The sequence below is a fragment of the Caulobacter sp. LjRoot300 genome, assembly GCF_964253875.1.
Taxonomy (GTDB): domain Bacteria; phylum Pseudomonadota; class Alphaproteobacteria; order Caulobacterales; family Caulobacteraceae; genus Caulobacter.
Genome location: NZ_CAXUSA020000001.1, coordinates 588781 through 603616, shown reverse-complemented (window position 1 = coordinate 603616; position 14836 = coordinate 588781). Strand labels below are relative to the sequence as shown.

Annotated in this window: 15 protein-coding genes; 4 read left to right on the top strand and 11 right to left on the bottom strand. The window is 69.1% G+C overall.

The genetic code is table 11. From position 1 onward, the window contains the following. Positions 1-149: 149 nt before the first annotated feature. From ACSQ2G_RS02765 to ruvX, 10 genes are all read right to left on the bottom strand, one after another. Positions 150-557, bottom strand: coding sequence for a DUF2442 domain-containing protein (locus ACSQ2G_RS02765; protein WP_436028086.1), 408 nt, complete (start codon positions 555-557; stop codon positions 150-152). Further along, complete coding sequence (locus ACSQ2G_RS02760; RefSeq protein WP_436028084.1) at positions 550-762, bottom strand: DUF4160 domain-containing protein; 213 nt, start codon at positions 760-762, stop codon at positions 550-552. Before ACSQ2G_RS02760 ends, ACSQ2G_RS02765 begins: the two co-directional genes overlap by 8 nt. Before the next feature lie 54 nt (positions 763-816). Further along, a complete protein-coding gene (gene dprA / locus ACSQ2G_RS02755) occupies positions 817-1920 on the bottom strand; it encodes a DNA-processing protein DprA (protein ID WP_436028083.1) in 1104 nt (367 codons plus the stop codon). After that, positions 1917-2579 (bottom strand): glycerol-3-phosphate 1-O-acyltransferase PlsY, encoded by a 663-nt coding sequence (gene plsY / locus ACSQ2G_RS02750; protein ID WP_436028081.1) that lies wholly within the window; start codon positions 2577-2579, stop codon positions 1917-1919. The genes dprA and plsY overlap by 4 nt, the downstream gene beginning before the upstream one ends. Before the next feature lie 184 nt (positions 2580-2763). Continuing rightward, a complete protein-coding gene (locus ACSQ2G_RS02745) occupies positions 2764-4398 on the bottom strand; it encodes an inorganic phosphate transporter (protein WP_436028079.1) in 1635 nt (544 codons plus the stop codon). A gap of 212 nt (positions 4399-4610) precedes the next feature. Beyond that, on the bottom strand, positions 4611-5240 hold the full coding sequence (locus tag ACSQ2G_RS02740; protein WP_436028077.1) for a TetR/AcrR family transcriptional regulator: 630 nt from the start codon (positions 5238-5240) through the stop codon (positions 4611-4613). Continuing rightward, positions 5240-6055, bottom strand: coding sequence for an oxidoreductase (locus ACSQ2G_RS02735; protein ID WP_436028075.1), 816 nt, complete (start codon positions 6053-6055; stop codon positions 5240-5242). The genes ACSQ2G_RS02740 and ACSQ2G_RS02735 overlap by 1 nt, the downstream gene beginning before the upstream one ends. Positions 6056-6987: 932 nt before the next feature. Then, the gene (gene pyrC, locus ACSQ2G_RS02730; protein ID WP_436028073.1) at positions 6988-8292 is read right to left on the bottom strand and encodes a dihydroorotase; all 1305 of its coding nucleotides are present in this window, start codon (positions 8290-8292) and stop codon (positions 6988-6990) included. 154 nt (positions 8293-8446) lie between these two features. Then, positions 8447-9448: an aspartate carbamoyltransferase catalytic subunit gene (locus ACSQ2G_RS02725; RefSeq protein ID WP_436028071.1), complete on the bottom strand. Its 1002-nt coding sequence runs from the start codon at positions 9446-9448 to the stop codon at positions 8447-8449. 208 nt (positions 9449-9656) lie between these two features. Beyond that, entirely contained in the window at positions 9657-10151 is a 495-nt protein-coding gene (ruvX, locus tag ACSQ2G_RS02720; protein WP_436028069.1) for a Holliday junction resolvase RuvX, read from the bottom strand. Positions 10152-10232: 81 nt separating this feature from the next. On the opposite strand from ruvX, the gene gatC reads away from it, so the two are divergent. Further along, positions 10233-10520, top strand: a complete 288-nt coding sequence (gene gatC / locus ACSQ2G_RS02715; protein ID WP_436028067.1) for an Asp-tRNA(Asn)/Glu-tRNA(Gln) amidotransferase subunit GatC — start codon at positions 10233-10235, stop codon at positions 10518-10520. Then, positions 10520-11992 carry an Asp-tRNA(Asn)/Glu-tRNA(Gln) amidotransferase subunit GatA gene (gatA, locus tag ACSQ2G_RS02710; RefSeq protein ID WP_436028065.1) on the top strand — a complete coding sequence of 491 codons (1473 nt, stop codon included), beginning with the start codon at positions 10520-10522 and terminating at the stop codon, positions 11990-11992. The genes gatC and gatA overlap by 1 nt, the downstream gene beginning before the upstream one ends. A 76-nt stretch (positions 11993-12068) precedes the next feature. Here the strand turns inward: gatA and ACSQ2G_RS02705 are convergent, their stop codons facing one another. Then, positions 12069-12680, bottom strand: coding sequence for a hypothetical protein (locus ACSQ2G_RS02705; protein ID WP_436028063.1), 612 nt, complete (start codon positions 12678-12680; stop codon positions 12069-12071). 147 nt (positions 12681-12827) lie between these two features. Between ACSQ2G_RS02705 and ACSQ2G_RS02700 the strand changes: the two genes are divergently transcribed. Together ACSQ2G_RS02700 and gatB are read left to right on the top strand one after the other, a co-directional pair. Further along, complete coding sequence (locus ACSQ2G_RS02700; protein WP_436028062.1) at positions 12828-13286, top strand: endonuclease domain-containing protein; 459 nt, start codon at positions 12828-12830, stop codon at positions 13284-13286. Between the two features lie 30 nt (positions 13287-13316). Next, positions 13317-14816, top strand: coding sequence for an Asp-tRNA(Asn)/Glu-tRNA(Gln) amidotransferase subunit GatB (gene gatB / locus ACSQ2G_RS02695; protein WP_436028060.1), 1500 nt, complete (start codon positions 13317-13319; stop codon positions 14814-14816). Positions 14817-14836: the final 20 nt, after the last annotated feature.

Sequence of the window (14836 nt, the reverse complement as noted above, 5' to 3'; positions counted from 1 at the left end):
CTGGGAATTGGGTTCGTCCCCAAGGCGAACCGAGGCGGCGAGGGCCGGAAAGTGGGGGCGGCGCCAGGGGTCTGTCAACGGCGGCCGTGGCGAGCGGCGCATTTGGCCGGCGGCTCTCTCTATAGAGAGAGGAATATTTGGGCTTCCGCTCAGGTGCCCGCGGTCTTGCGGGGGCGCCCGCCTTTTGCGCCATTGGCGCGCGCCGCGGCGGACTTGGCGGGGGAAGTCGCCTGGCCGGCGATCCGGGCCATGTGGGCCTTCGTGCCGAAGATGCCGGCGGCCAGGCCTGGGATGGAAAGGTCAACGTCCAGGGCTTCCCAGTGAAGGCCGTAGCCTGTGCCGCGAATGGCGACTTGGGCCAACTGATCGTCGGTGGCGTCTTCAAGCCCCTGGCCCAGGCGCGCGGGGAATGCGAAGGCAGAACCGTTCCTCAGCTCGACGAGGATACGTCCCGTCGTCCGATCGTAACGGGCGGAGGCGGCTCTGGGTTCGGTCAAGGCAAGCTGCTCACCAAGCGCGGCGGCCGCATCGAGTTCAGCGTCGGTCGGGTCAGCCATGAAGTTCGTTCCATCGCAGGAGCAGATCGTCCCGCCGCGTCCGGACGATCGCCAAGGCTCGGCGGGCCTCGGCTCGGTTCATACCCTTGGTCCAAACCACTCTTGGCTCTTCATCGGGACCCAGGAGTTCGATCTTCGCTTCTCCGTCTCCGAACACGTGAACATGAGCCGGAGGATGATCGTCCAGATAGATGACGACACTCATCCCTGAAGCTCGATGGACGGTGACCATCTCAATTTAACCCATCGTGTTCGGTTTTTAAACCCCCGCCACCATCCCGCCCGGCAGCAGCTCCGCCCGCTCGGCCAGGGCCAGCTCGACCAAGGCCGCCATCACCGCCGCGGTCGGGGCGTGGGTGGCGCGGACCAGTTCGTCGCGGGAGACCGGCGTGGGGGAGAGCAGGCGGGCGATCTCCTCGCGCAGGGCGTCGTGGTCGACCGCCACGCCGTCGTCCTCGGCCGTGTAGGGCCGCTCGCGCTCGCGCAGATGGGCCTGGCCCGACAGCGAACGCAGCACGTCCTCGACGCCCTCGCAGAGGATCGCGCCCTGGCGGATCAGGTCGTTGGGACCCTTGGCGCGCGGGTCGAGCGGCGAGCCGGGCACGGCGAACACGTCGCGGCCCTGCTCGGCGGCCAGGCGGGCGGTGATCAGCGAGCCGGACTTCAGTTCGGCCTCGACCACGATCACGCCCAGCGACAGGCCCGAGATGATGCGGTTGCGGCGGGGGAAGTCCTTGGCCTGGGCCCGCCGGTCGGGCGCGCTTTCGCTGACGATGCAGCCGCCCTCATGGGCGATGCGGGCGTGCAGGGCGGCGTGCTCGGGCGGATAGACGTCGCTGACGCCGCCGCCCAGCACGGCCACCGTGCCGGTCGCCAGGGCGCCTTCGTGGGCCGCGCCGTCGACGCCGCGCGCCAGGCCCGACACCACCACATAGCCGTGCCGGCCCAGCTCCGCGGCCAGCTGGCGGGCGAAGCGCTGGCCGCCGGCCGAGGCGATCCGCGCCCCGACGATGGCCAGGCTGGGCTGGGACAGCAGTTCGGCATGGCCCAGGGCCCACAGCACCGGCGGCGGCGGATCCAGGGCGGCCAGGCGCGGGGGAAAGTCCGGCTCGCAGGCGCAGATCAGCCGCGCGCCCAGGCGCTGGCCGCTGTCCAGTTCCCGTAGGATCTCGTCCTCGGGCGGCGGTCGCAGGGTCGAGGCGCGGCCGGCGCGGCGGGCCAGGTCGGGCAGGGCGACCAGGGCCCGCTCGGCCGAGCCGAACCGCTGGAGCAGATGGTCGAAGGCGACAGGGCCGACCGTCTCGGTGCGCGCCAGGCGAAGCCAGGCCAGGCGCTCGCTGTCCGAGAGGCGGCGCGGCGTCACGCGGCCCCGTCTGTGCTTTGGGTCGGCGGCGCGTCGGCCGTCTTCTTCTTGCCGATGCGGGGCTCCTGGCCCTTCAGCAGCCGGCCGATATTGTCCTTGTGGCGGATGAAGATCAGCACCGCCGTGAACAGGCACAGCACCGTGAACGGCGCTGCCTGGTCGGTGGCCAGGGCGAACGGCGCGGCGAAGGCGGCGGCGACCAGGGCGGCCAGCGAGCTGATGCGGAACAGGGCGGCCACGGCCAGCCAGGTCACGGCGGCCAGCAGGCCCACCGGCCAGCAGGCGGCCAGCAGCACGCCGTAGAAGGTGGCCACGCCCTTGCCGCCCTTGAACTTCAGCCAGACAGGGAACAGGTGGCCGGTGAAGGCCGCGCCGCCGGCCAGGGCCATGACGGCTTGGTTGTTATGCGTCAGCCAATAGGCAAGCCCAACAGCTAGCGCGCCCTTGCCGGCGTCGCCCAGCAGGGTGATGGCCGCCAGGTCCTTGCGGCCCGAGCGCAGCACGTTGGTCGCGCCGATGTTGCCCGAGCCGATCTGGCGGATGTCGCCGGCCCCGCCCAGCCGCGTGGCGATCAGGCCGAACGGGATCGAGCCCAGCAGATAGCCGCCGAGCAGGGCGAGACCGAGGGACAGGTAGATGGCTTGGGCGAGATCTTGCACGGAATGCGACCTATGGATGTGGTGAAGCTGCCCGGCGAAACGGGCGCATGGCAAGGGCGAAAACGCCTGTTTCGGCATTTATAGCGGAGCCGTCGGTCGCGACCACACCGTTTTCCCAAGCTCACCCGCGGGGCCGCCTCGCCCAGCTGTCACCTTTCCGGCGCCTTGACGCCCGCCGCCAGCCCTAGAAGACCTGCGAGAGCAGCCAGTACAGCCCGCCCGCCAGCAGGATCGACACCGGCAGGGTCAGCACCCAGGCGGCCAGCATGTTGCGCAGGGTCGACATCTGCAGGCCCGATCCGTTGGCGGCCATGGTCCCCGCCACCCCCGACGACAGGACGTGGGTGGTCGAGACCGGCAGGCCCAGATGGTCGGCGGCGAAGATCGTGCCCATGGCCACCAGCTCGGCCGAGGCCCCCTGGGCGTAGGTCATGTGAGTCTTGCCGATCTTCTCGCCGACGGTGATCACGATCCGCTTCCAGCCGACCATGGTGCCCAGGCCCAGGGCGAAGGCCACGGCCACCTTCACCCAGGTGGGGATGAAGCGCGTGCCCTTGTCCAGGGCGGCGCGATAGGCGTCGAGCGCCTTCTTCTCCAGGCCGGCCAGGTGCAGGGAGGGCTCCTTGCCGATGCGCTTGAGGCCCTCCGACGCCAGGTACATGTCGTTGCGGACGTTGCCGACGGCGCTGGCCGGGATCTTGGCCAGTGAGCCGTAGTCCTGGACCTGGCGGTTGATGTCGGTGATCAGCACGGCGAGCGCCGGGACGGTGTCGGGCGCCAGGGTCTTTTCGGCGATGTAGCGGGTGACCGAGGTCCGCGCGGCGGCCGGCGACACGCCGGGAGCCGGTCCGGCGCCGTGCGGGGCCAGCGCGCCGGCGGCGGCCGCCGAGGCGGTCTCGAACTGGGCGGTGTAGGCCGGCGGCACCGCGCGGTTCAGCGCATAGGCCGTGGGCACGGTGCCGATCAGGATCAGCATGATCAGGCCCATGCCCTTCTGCCCGTCGTTGGAGCCGTGGGCGAACGACACGCCGGTGCAGGTGAACACCAGCAGGGCGCGGATCCAAAGCGGCGGCGGCACGCCGGGCGTCGGCTCGCTGTACAGCGCCTTGTTGCGGATCAGCAGCTTGGCGGCCAGGAACAGCAGCGCCGCGACGCCGAAGCCGATCAGCGGCGACAGCAGCAGGGCCTTGCCGATGTCCGTCGCCTTGGTCCAGTCGACCCCGGCCGTGCCGCTGCGCCCGTGCATCAGGGCGTTGGCCACCCCGACGCCGATGATCGAGCCGATCAGGGTGTGGGAGCTGGACGAGGGGATGCCGAAGAACCAGGTCGCCAGGTTCCAGGCGATCGCCGCCAGCAGCAGCGAGAACACCATGGCGTAGCCCGAGCTGGAACCGACCTGCAGGATCAGCTCCACGGGCAGCAGCGAGACGATCCCGAACGCCACCGCGCCGGTCGACAGCAGCACGCCCAGGAAGTTGAAGAAGCCGGACCACACCACGGCCACGTTGGCCGGCAGCGAGTTGGTGTAGATCACCGTGGCCACGGCGTTGGCCGTGTCGTGGAAGCCGTTCACGAACTCGAAGCCCAGGGCGATCAGCAGGGCGATGAACAGCAGGGCGAACGGCAGGAAGGCGACGACGCTGACCCCGGCCGAGGTGGCGTCGGCATAGACGCTGTAGGCGACATAGAGCAGGGCGACGAGGATCGCCGCCCCCATGCCCAGCAGGCCGGCGGACCCCAGCCCCTTGTCCAGGTCGGGCCGGCCCGAGGCCGTGGTGGAAGGGGCCGTGGTGGGAACGGACGCATCGATCGCGGTCATGCTGCACACCTTCGCTTGGGGTCAGGCGAGGTTAGGAGCGGTGCGTGACAGTCCGATGATGGCGGGGAGCGGGCGGGTTGGACTCTTCGAGCGGTGCGTCCTTCGAGGCCCGCTGCGCGGGCGCCTCAGGAGGAGGAGCCTTTTGCTGACGTCCTCATCCTGAGGTGCGCGCTCCTGAGCGCGCCTCGAAGGACGCAAGGCGCATCTGAAACCTACTGCGAGGGTGCGCCGGGCTTGTCGCGGAAATGCGGCTCATGGCCGGAGTTCGGCGGCCACAGGGCCAGGGCGTTGCGGAGGCCCTGCTCGAGGAGGTCGTCGGAGAGCTGTCGGTCGGTCAGGGCGCGGGCCAGTTGCAGCGTCCCGGCCATCAGGCCCAGCAGGCCGAGCGCCTTCACGCGGGCCGAGGGCGGATCCTCAGGCGCCATGCGGGCCGCCAGGCCGTCGATGACCACCAGCACGCCGTCGGTGTAGGCCTGCTTGATGGCGTCGGCGCTGCGCCCGATCTCGTCAAGCAGGGCGGCGTTGGGGCAGCCGTCGGCCGGGTCGTCCCGATGTTGGGGCGACAGGTACCAGCGGATGATCTGTTCCAGTCCGGCCGGGCCGGGCTCCGTCAGCGCGACGATGCTGGCGTGCAGGGTCTGAAGTTGGTCGCTGACAGCCTCCGCGACGAGGTCGTCCTTGGAGTCGAAGTGGGCGTAGAAGGCGCCGTTGGTCAGGCCCGCGTCCTTCATCAGGGTCGCGACACCGGAGCCGTCGATGCCGTCGCGCTTGAGCCGCCGACCGGCCGTCGCGACGATCCGCCGCCGGGTCTCCTGCTTATGTTCGTTCGTGTAGCGCGCCATCAGCTCGGCATCCGGTTGAACTTGCGGATCACGCGGTCGAAGGTGCGGGCCGGGGCGAGGCGGTGCACCGCGCTGATGGTCCGGGCGGTCGCGCCGGCGGTGCGCCGCAGTTTCGGGTTCCGGTCGATGGTCGCCGCGACGATCACCTTGGCGACGACGGCGGGGTCGTCGCCGCTGCTGAGATTCTGCTCCAGCAGGTCGTCGTAGTTGCGCCGGCCCGCCGCGTAGAGCGGCATGGGGGTGTCGGCCACCACGCTGTGGCCCGCGAACGGCGTGTTGATCGGGCCGGGCTCGACCAGCAGGACCCGGACGCCGTAATCGCGAACCTCGTGGTCCAGCGACTGGGAGTAGCCCTCGACCGCGTGCTTGGTCGAGACGTAGAGGGCCATGAACGGGCTGGGGACGAACCCGCTGAGGGACGAGACATTGATGATCCGGCCGCGGCCCTGGGCGCGCATGTGCGGCAGGACCGCCTTGGTCGTCCGGATGACGCCGAAGACGTTGATGTCGAAGATGGCCTGGGTCTGGGCGATCGAGAACTCCTCGGCCGCGCCGGTCGTGCCGACGCCGGCGTTGTTGACCAGGACGTCGATGCGCCCGAACCGGTCGATCACCTGCTGGACCGCCGAGGCGACGGAGTCGTCTCTGGTGACGTCGAGGTCGAGATAGGTCACCCCGGCGGGCGCGGTGAGCCGCGCGGTGTCGCGGCCGGTTCCGATCACCTGAAAACCCGCGGCGGCCAAGGCGATCGCCGTGGCCTTGCCGATGCCTGAAGAGGCGCCCGTTACGAGCGCGACCTGCGCAGTGGCCGTCATCGGGGGTTCCTGAAGTTTGAATTACGATCGTATTATAATGAAGGTTGGGCGATCGCGAGGCAAGGCCTTCGGAGAATTAAATTATGTTCGTGCTTTCATTGGGGGCGAGGCGAGGGCCTGCGCCTAGAGACCAAGGCGCGGCTCGCCGTTGGCGGATGACGTCGGGGCAAAGACTGACTTGTCCTTCCCTCCCCCTTGCGGGGAGGGTGGCCCGCGTAGCGGGTCGGGTGGGGAGCGGTGCAGGGCGTCTGTGGGTTTGCTGGCTGAGTCAGCAGCCCCCCACCCGACCCTGGCGCTGCCAGGGCCCCCCCTCCCCGCGAGGGGGAGGGAAGGGTTCTATGCTCGGCGCTCAGGAATCAAAGTCTAGAAATTTCAATGCCTTGAACTTTCTCGACCCGATTTGATCCTCACCCTTCAAGACCACCCGTATCCTGATCTCACCTGAAAGCATGGGGAGGGCGCACGTACGGCGACCGATGCGGCTTTCGGGGGTGGTCGAGCGGGAAGCGTTTGTCGGTGGTCCTTTACTGGACGCCGCGGTTGGTTCGAGGCAGGCGCTCCGATGCAAGGAGCCGAAACCTCGGCGCCGCGGTGGCGGGTAAGCGCAGCAGGCACGGGCTGAAATCGCCCATGCGGTCCAGGATGCGCCAACGTCCTGCCCGTCGGGGGCCTCCATCGGAGCGGGTTAAAAATCCGCGACCCGAAGGCTTCCGGATAACGGCCGCGCGAAGCGCCTGCACTTCGTCGAAACGGTATTCAAAACTGCAAATCATCCGGGCGAGGCCCGGGCGCTTCGCACCCTTCCCATCAAGCTCGGCCGCGAAAGGCCGAGGTCGCCGCCTCATGGCTGGGGACAGGCGCATGCGCCTGTCCCCGTCCGCGGCCCAGATCCTCCCCACAGGGAGGGTTTGGGAAGGGATGGCCGGAGGGCCCTACCCCTCGGCCCGATGCACCACGCGGCCGTCGACGATCGTCATCAGCACCTGGCCCTGCAGCCGGCGGCCGTCGAACGGCGAGTTCTTGGACTTGGACAGCAGCTTGCCGGCGTCGATGATCAGCGGGGCGTCCAGGTCGCACAGCACCAGGTCGGCCGGGGCGCCGGGGGCGATGCGGCCCGACTGCAGGCCGATCAGGGCGGCCGGAGCCAGGGTGACGGCGCGGATCAGGTCGACCAGCGGCAGGCGCTCCTCGTGATAGAGGCTCAGCAGGGCCGGCAGCAGGGTCTCCAGCCCCACGGCGCCGGGGGCCGCCTCGTCGAACGGCAGGCGCTTGTCCTCGGCCGGGGCCGGGGCGTGGGCGCTGACGACGATGTCGATCAGGCCCGAGGCCAGGGCCTCGATCAGGGCCTGGCGGTCGTCCTCGCCGCGCAGGGGCGGGGTGACCTTGGCGAAGCTGCGATAGTCGCCGATGTCCAGCTCGTTGAACGACAGGTGGTTGATCGAGACGCTGGCATGGATCCGCAGGCCCTTGGCCTTGGCGCGGGCCAGGGTCTCCAGGGCCTGAGCGCTGGTGACCTGGTCGACCAGCAGGCGACCGCCCGTCGCTTCCAGGAGCGCGACGTCGCGCTCAAGCATGATCCGCTCGGCCATCGGCGAGATCGAGGGCAGGCCCATGCGGCCGGCGAACTCGCCGCCGGTCGCCGCGCCGCCCTTGGCCAGCCAGGGGTCCATCGGCCGGTGGGCCAGCAGGGTGTCGAAGCCGCGGGCGTAGGTCAGGATGCGCTGCATGACCTTGCTGTCGACGATCGGCCGGTCGGCGTCGGTGACATAGACGCAGCCGGCCTCGCGCATCAGGCCGATCTCGGCCATCTGCTCGCCCTTCAGCCCCTTGGTCGCCGCCCCGGCGCACAGGATGCGGGCGGCGTCGATGTCGCGGGCGCGGCGCAGGATGAAGTCGACGACGCTGGGATCGTCGACGGCCGGGTCGGTGTCGGGCTGGACGACGAAGCTGGTCACCCCGCCAGCCGCCGCGGCGCGGGCGGCGCTGGCCAGGGTCTCCTTGGTCTCGGCCCCGGGCTCGCCGGTCTTGACCCGCAGATCGATCAGGCCGGGAGCCAGCATGGCCCCGCCGCAGTCGACGACCCGGACGGCCTTGCTGAGCTTGCCGAACTCGCGGCCCTTGGCGACGTCGGCGATGACCCCCTCGGAGACGATCACGCCGCCGGGGCCGTCATAGCCGCTCTCGGGATCGACCAGACGGGCGTTGATCAGGGCGAGGGGAGGCGTGGGGCCGTTCATTCAAAAACTCCGCTCATCCCGGCGAACGCCGGGACCCAGATGGAATGGCTTTGAGGCGGGGTCCATGAACGCCGAGTTCTTCCAATCATCCCTTCAGCCTTGGGATCTAGGTCCCGGCATTCGCCGGGATGAGCGGAAAATAAAGGGAGGAGCCTCACTTCCCATGCTCCTCAAGCCGATGAGCCAGGCTCGCCAGCACCGCCATCCGCGCCGCCACGCCCATCTCGACCTGGTCCTGGATCAGGCTGATCTCCGGATCGTCGGCGACGTCGGAATCGATCTCGACGCCCCGGTTCATCGGTCCGGGGTGCATGACCTTGGCCCGCGGCGCGGCCTTGGCCAGCTTCTCGCGGTCCAGGCCATAGAAGCGGAAATATTCCCGGGTCGAGGGCACGAAGGCCCCCTGCATGCGCTCCAGCTGCAGGCGCAGCATCATCACCACGTCGGCCCCGGCGATGCCGGCCTTCATGTCGTGATGGACGGTGACGCCCCAGCGCTCGGCCTGGGCCGGCATCAGGGTGGGCGGGCCGACCAGCCGGACGCTGGCGCCCAGCGTGTGGAGCAGGGCGACGTTGGAGCGGGCCACGCGGCTGTGCAGCACGTCGCCGCAGATCGCCACAGTCAGGCCCGAGACCCGGCCGAAGGCGCGGCGGATCGACAGGGCGTCCAGCACCGCCTGGGTCGGATGCTCGTGCTGGCCGTCGCCGGCGTTGATCACGCTGCCGCTGACCTTCTGGCTGAGCAGCGACGCGGCGCCGGACGAGGCGTGGCGCACCACCAGCAGGTCCGGGCGCATGGCGTTCAGAGTCACGGCGGTGTCGACCAGGGTCTCGCCCTTGGTGATCGACGAGGTGCGTGGGCTCATGTTGACGACGTCGGCGCCCAGGCGCTTGCCGGCGATCTCGAAGCTGGACTGGGTGCGGGTGCTGTTCTCGAAGAACAGGTTCATCAGCGTCCGGCCCTTGAGGATATCGAGGGACTTGGTCGTCTGGCGATTGAGGGCGACGAAGGCGTCGGCCAGGTCCAGCAGGTCGGTGGCCTGCGGAGCGTTCAGGTCGCCGGCCGACAGGAAGTGGCGGCGCGGGAACGAGAAGATGCGCTGACGGATCGTCTCGATCGGGTCGGCGGGCTCATGGGGCGGGGGCTTGGCCGTCATGAGTGGGCGTCATAGGCGGCTTTGGCGTCGCGGGGAAGGGCGGTGCTCGCAAGAACCTCCCCCTGTAACCTCCCCCTGTGGGGGAGGCGGTCGCGCAGCGACCGGTGGGGGGAGTTTTAGGAAGGTCGATCCTGGATCTAGCTGGCGGCCAATCATTCCCCCCTCCGTCGGCTTCGCCGACACCTCCCCCACGGGGGGGAGGATCTGGTCAGAACCCCTTGCCGGCCGCCTCGTTGATCCCCCGGATCCGCTCCAGCGCTCCCTGCAGGATCCAGGCAGCGGCCATCTTGTCGACGACCTCGGCGCGGCGCTTGCGGTTGACGTCGTGCTCGTCGATCAGCACCCGGGTCACGGCCGCCGTCGACAGCCGCTCGTCCCAGAAGGTGATCGGCAGGTGGGGTTGCAGGCGCAGCAGGTTGCGGCCGAACGCCCGGTTGGACTGGCAGCGCACGCCCTCGGTGCCGTCCATGTTCATGGGCAGGCCGATGACGATCCCCGCCGCCTTGCGGCTGCCCATCAGCTTGAACAGCACCTCGGCGTCCTCGCTGAACTTGGTCTTCTTGATCAGGGCCAGGGGGCTGGCGACGGTCAGGGTGACGTCCGAAACGGCCACGCCGATGGTCTTCTCGCCCGGATCCAGGCCGACGATCGGCAGGAAATCGGGGAGGGCGGCGGCGAATTCGGTGATGTCTAGAACGGGCATTAGTCCTCATAACACGGGGAACAGCTTGTCAAAGCGCCCCTCGCACGGCTAACCCACACGCTCGAATTTCAGGAGGCCCCCATGGCCATTGACGCCGCCACCGTGCGGAAGGTCGCGCGGCTCGCGCGGATCGCCACGCCCGAAGATCGCCTGGAGCCGCTGGCCCAGGAGCTCAACGGCATCATGACGTGGATCGAGCAGCTGGCCGAGGTCGACACCGACGGCGTCGAGCCGCTGACCAGCGTCGTGCACGCCGGCCTGCCGCTGCGCGATGACGTGGTGACCATGGGCGGCGACGCCGACATGGTCACCGGCAACGCCCCCAAGTCGGTGGGCGGCTTCTTCGTGGTCCCCAAGGTGGTCGAATAATGAGCGCGCTGACCTCTCTCACCCTGAAGGGCGCGCTGGACGGGCTGGCCGCCGGGGACTTCACCTCGGTGGAGCTGACGAAGGCCCATATCCAGGCCGTCGAGGCCGCGCGCGGCCTGAACGCCTTCCTGGTCGAGACGCCCGAGCGGGCGCTGTCGATGGCCGCCGCCTCGGACGCCCGCAGAGCGCTTGGCGCCGCCCGTCCGCTGGACGGGATCCCGCTGGGCATCAAGGACCTGTTCTGCACGCAGGGCGTGCCGACCACGGCCGCCTCGAAGATCCTTGAGCCGTTCGTCCCATCCTACGAGTCGACCGTCACCAGCCAGCTGTGGCGTGACGGGGCGGTGATGCTGGGCAAGCTGAACCTGGACGAGTTCGCCATGGGCTCGTCGAACGAGACCAGCGCCTATGGCCCGGTGATCAATCCCTGGCGCAAGGCCGGCTCGAACCAGGCCCTGACCCCCGGCGGCAGCTCGGGCGGCAGCGCCGCGGCCGTGGCCGCCGACCTGTGCCTGGGCGCCACCGCCACCGACACCGGCGGCTCGATCCGCCAGCCGGCCGCCTTCACCGGCACCGTGGGCATCAAGCCGACCTATGGCCGCTGCTCGCGCTGGGGCACGGTAGCCTTCGCCAGTTCGCTGGACCAGGCCGGGCCGATCGCCAAGACCGTCGAGGACGCGGCGATCCTGCTGACCTCGATGTCGGGCCACGACCCCAAGGACTCCACCAGCCTGGACGTGCCGGTTCCCGATTTCGCGGGCTTCGTCGGCAAGTCAGTCAAGGGGCTGCGGATCGGCATCCCCAAGGAATACCGCGTCGACAACATGCCCGCCGAGATCGAGAAGCTGTGGGCCGACGGCGTCGCCTGGCTGAAGGAAGCAGGCTGCGAGATCGTCGAGATCTCGCTGCCGCACACCAAGTACGCCCTGCCGGCCTATTACATCGTGGCCCCGGCTGAGGCGTCGTCGAACCTGGCCCGCTACGACGGCATGCGCTACGGCCTGCGGGCCGAGGGCGGCAACCTCACCGAGGTCTACGAGAACACCCGCGCCGAGGGCTTCGGCGACGAGGTCAAGCGCCGCATCCTGATCGGCACCTACGTGCTGTCGGCCGGCTATTACGACGCCTACTATCTGAAGGCGCTGAAGGTGCGTCGCCGCATCGCCGAGGACTTCGACAGCGCCTGGGAAAAGGTCGACGCCATCCTGACCCCGACCGCGCCGTCGGCGGCCTTCGGCCTGGGCGAGAACTCGAGCGACCCGATCGCCATGTATCTGAACGACGTGTTCACTGTGACGACCAACCTGGCGGGCCTGCCGGGCCTCAGCTTGCCGGCCGGCCTGGACGCCAACGGCCTGCCGCTGGGCCTGCAGATCATCGGCAAGCCGCTGGACGAGGGCACGGTGTTCTCGGTGGCCGGGGCCATCGAAAAGGCCGCCGGCTTCAAGGCCAAGGCCGACCGCTGGTGGTGATCGGCCGCTAACCGACCGGACAGGAAAAGGGCGGCCCCGCGGGGAGCCGCCCTTTTTTACGCTACGCTACTGACAACTACATCGGGGTGTCCGGCGTGGCCGGGACGGTTGCCGGAGCAGGCGCCGGGGCCGGCGCGGGCGTCGGAGCCGAGGCGACCGGGGCGGCGATCACCGGCGTCGGGGCCGGGGCGGCGGCGGGCGCCGGGACCGTGGCGCTGACGTTCTCCGAGGCCGAGCCGGCGTCGGGCGCGGTCTGCGGGGCCGCGCGGCGGGCCGGAGCGGCGCGACGGGCGGGCTGGGTCACCCGTGGCGGCGGAGCCGTCTCGGCGCGGGCCATCTGGGTCGGGGCTGGGGTCGGGGCCGGGGTCGCGGCAGGCGCGGCGGCCGGAACCGGGGTCGGCATCGGGGCCGGCGGCTGGGTCGTGGGCAGGGGCTGGGCCTCGGCCACCTTGGCGGGCGGCGCCTCGTCGACGGTCGGGGTCTGGGCCGGACGGCTCATCAGGCCCCAGGCCAACCCGCCGACCGCGATGGCCAGCACCGGCAGGCCGATCATCAGCGGCAGGTTGGACGAAGACTTTTTGGTCGGCGTGCGAGCATAGACGGGCGCGCTCGGAAAGAGAGCCGAAGAATCCGCGTTAGTCGCGGGAGCGACATAAGGTTCTCCAGCATCGAGGTTCAGAACAGCCATGATTTCCTCCGGCGAGTTATTCGCGTTCGAGGAGTCAACGGGAGGTGACGCTAGCGGTTCCGGTTGGCCAGGAATGACCTCTAGTTTGACAAGAAGCGGTCATTTTTCAGATTGCCCGAAAGCTCCATTTCAGCGCCGCCTATCCAAATGGCCGTCCCTCCCCCTTGCGGGGAGGGTGGCCCCGAAGGGGTCGGGTGGGGGGCAAGCCATGAGCGTGAACCGCGCAAGAGCGTTGCGGAAGGTGATGGGCGTTCAGGAAGTGCGCCTGTGGGTGAGGCTCCGGCCCCGAGGACGGAAGGCTTCCACTTTCGGAGACAGGCGCCATTGCTGGGGTATTATCCGGACTTCATCTGCCTCAGCCGACGCCTCGTCGTGGAAGTGGACGGGCCTCACCACCGGGAACTGGAACAGGCTGCTCACGACGTGTATCGCGACCAAGTTTTCGGTCGCTCGGGCTTCCAAACCTTGCGCTTTCCGACGCGTGCGGTGCATGAGGATATCGACGCGGTCGTGGGCGTGATTTGTCAGGCCCTGAGCGCAGCGAGCCCCACCCGACCCCTTCGGGGCCACCCTCCCCACAAGGGAGAGGGAAGGGATCTAAGTTGATGGCCACCCGATGTGGCCAGGAATTGAGACATGACCGAAACCGCCTCTTCCAAAGTGATCCAAGGCCGCACCGGCCCCTGGGAAATCGTTCTCGGCCTCGAGGTCCACGCCCAGGTCGCCAGCGTGTCCAAGCTGTTCTCCGGCGCCGCCGTCGGCTTCGGCGCGGGGCCGAACCAGCAGGTCAGCCTGGTGGACGCGGCCATGCCCGGCATGCTGCCCGTGCTGAACCGGTTCTGCGTCGAGCAGGCGGTCAAGACGGGCCTGGGCCTGAAGGCCCAGATCAACCTGAAGAGCCGGTTCGACCGCAAGAACTACTTCTATCCCGACCTGCCGCAGGGCTATCAGATCAGCCAGTTCGACCAGCCGATCGTCGGCGAGGGCGTGGTGACCGTCGAGCGGGACGACGGCACGACCTTCGACGTGCGCATCGAGCGCCTGCACCTGGAGCAGGACGCCGGCAAGTCGCTGCACGACCAGGACCCGAACGCCACCTATGTCGACCTGAACCGCGCGGGCACGGCGCTGATGGAGATCGTCTCCCGGCCCGACATGCGCACCTCGGAAGAGGCCGCCGCCTACGTCAAGAAGCTGCGGACGATCCTGGTCTATCTGGGCACCTGCGACGGCGACATGGAGAAGGGCAACCTGCGCGCCGACGTCAACGTCTCGGTCTGCCGCCCCGGCGACTACGAGAAGTATCGCGCCACCGGCAGCTTCAGCCACCTGGGCACGCGCTGCGAGATCAAGAACGTCAATTCCTACCGCTACATCCAGCAGGCCATCGAGTACGAGGCCCGCCGCCAGATCGAGATCCTGGAGGACGGCGGCAAGATCGACCAGGAGACCCGGCTGTTCGATCCGAACAAGCTGGAGACCCGCTCGATGCGGAGCAAGGAAGAGGCGCACGACTACCGCTACTTCCCCGATCCCGACCTGTTGCCGCTGGTCCTCGACCCGGCCTGGGTGAAGGCGATCGAGGACACCCTGCCGGAACTGCCGGACGCCAAGAAGCAGCGCCTGCAGAGCCAGTACGGCCTGTCGGCCTATGACGCCGGCGTGCTGATCATCGAGGCCGACCGCGCCGACTATTTCGAGGCCGCTGCGAAAGGCCGCGACGCCAAGCTGGTGTCCAACTGGGTGACCAACGAGCTGCTGTCGAAGCTGTCGGCCGGCGGCCACGAGATCGCCAGTTCGCCCTTGCCGCCGCAAGACATCGCCCAACTGGTCGAATTGATCGAGACCGGCGTCATCAGCTCCAAGATCGCCAAGGAGGTCTTCGAGCACATGTGGGCCGGCGAGGGACGTCCGGCGCAGATCGTCGAGAAGCGCGGCCTGGTGCAGATCAACGACACCGGCGCCATCGAGGCGGCGATCGACGCACTGATCGCGGCCAATCCCGACAAGGCCGCGGCGGTGAAGGAAAAGCCCCAGGCCATCGGCTGGTTCGTCGGCCAGGTGATGAAGGAGACCGGCGGCAAGGCCAATCCGGCCACAGTCAACGAACTGCTGCGGAGCAAGCTGGGGCTGTAGCCCCTCTCCCGCGTTGGCGA

Excerpts from the sequence above, each read along its gene's own strand:
- ACSQ2G_RS02735 (WP_436028075.1), bottom strand. The coding sequence starts at position 6,055 with ATGACGGCCACTGCGCAGGTCGCGCTCGTAACGGGCGCCTCTTCAGGC.
- ACSQ2G_RS02760 (WP_436028084.1), bottom strand. The coding sequence starts at position 762 with ATGAGTGTCGTCATCTATCTGGACGATCATCCTCCGGCTCATGTTCAC.
- gatC (WP_436028067.1), top strand. The coding sequence starts at position 10,233 with ATGGCCATTGACGCCGCCACCGTGCGGAAGGTCGCGCGGCTCGCGCGG.
- gatB (WP_436028060.1), top strand. The coding sequence starts at position 13,317 with ATGACCGAAACCGCCTCTTCCAAAGTGATCCAAGGCCGCACCGGCCCC.
- ruvX (WP_436028069.1), bottom strand. The coding sequence starts at position 10,151 with ATGCCCGTTCTAGACATCACCGAATTCGCCGCCGCCCTCCCCGATTTC.
- ACSQ2G_RS02700 (WP_436028062.1), top strand. The coding sequence starts at position 12,828 with ATGGCCGTCCCTCCCCCTTGCGGGGAGGGTGGCCCCGAAGGGGTCGGG.
- ACSQ2G_RS02765 (WP_436028086.1), bottom strand. The coding sequence starts at position 557 with ATGGCTGACCCGACCGACGCTGAACTCGATGCGGCCGCCGCGCTTGGT.
- pyrC (WP_436028073.1), bottom strand. The coding sequence starts at position 8,292 with ATGAACGGCCCCACGCCTCCCCTCGCCCTGATCAACGCCCGTCTGGTC.
- ACSQ2G_RS02745 (WP_436028079.1), bottom strand. The coding sequence starts at position 4,398 with ATGACCGCGATCGATGCGTCCGTTCCCACCACGGCCCCTTCCACCACG.
- ACSQ2G_RS02740 (WP_436028077.1), bottom strand. The coding sequence starts at position 5,240 with ATGGCGCGCTACACGAACGAACATAAGCAGGAGACCCGGCGGCGGATC.
- ACSQ2G_RS02705 (WP_436028063.1), bottom strand. The coding sequence starts at position 12,680 with ATGGCTGTTCTGAACCTCGATGCTGGAGAACCTTATGTCGCTCCCGCG.
- ACSQ2G_RS02725 (WP_436028071.1), bottom strand. The coding sequence starts at position 9,448 with ATGACGGCCAAGCCCCCGCCCCATGAGCCCGCCGACCCGATCGAGACG.
- gatA (WP_436028065.1), top strand. The coding sequence starts at position 10,520 with ATGAGCGCGCTGACCTCTCTCACCCTGAAGGGCGCGCTGGACGGGCTG.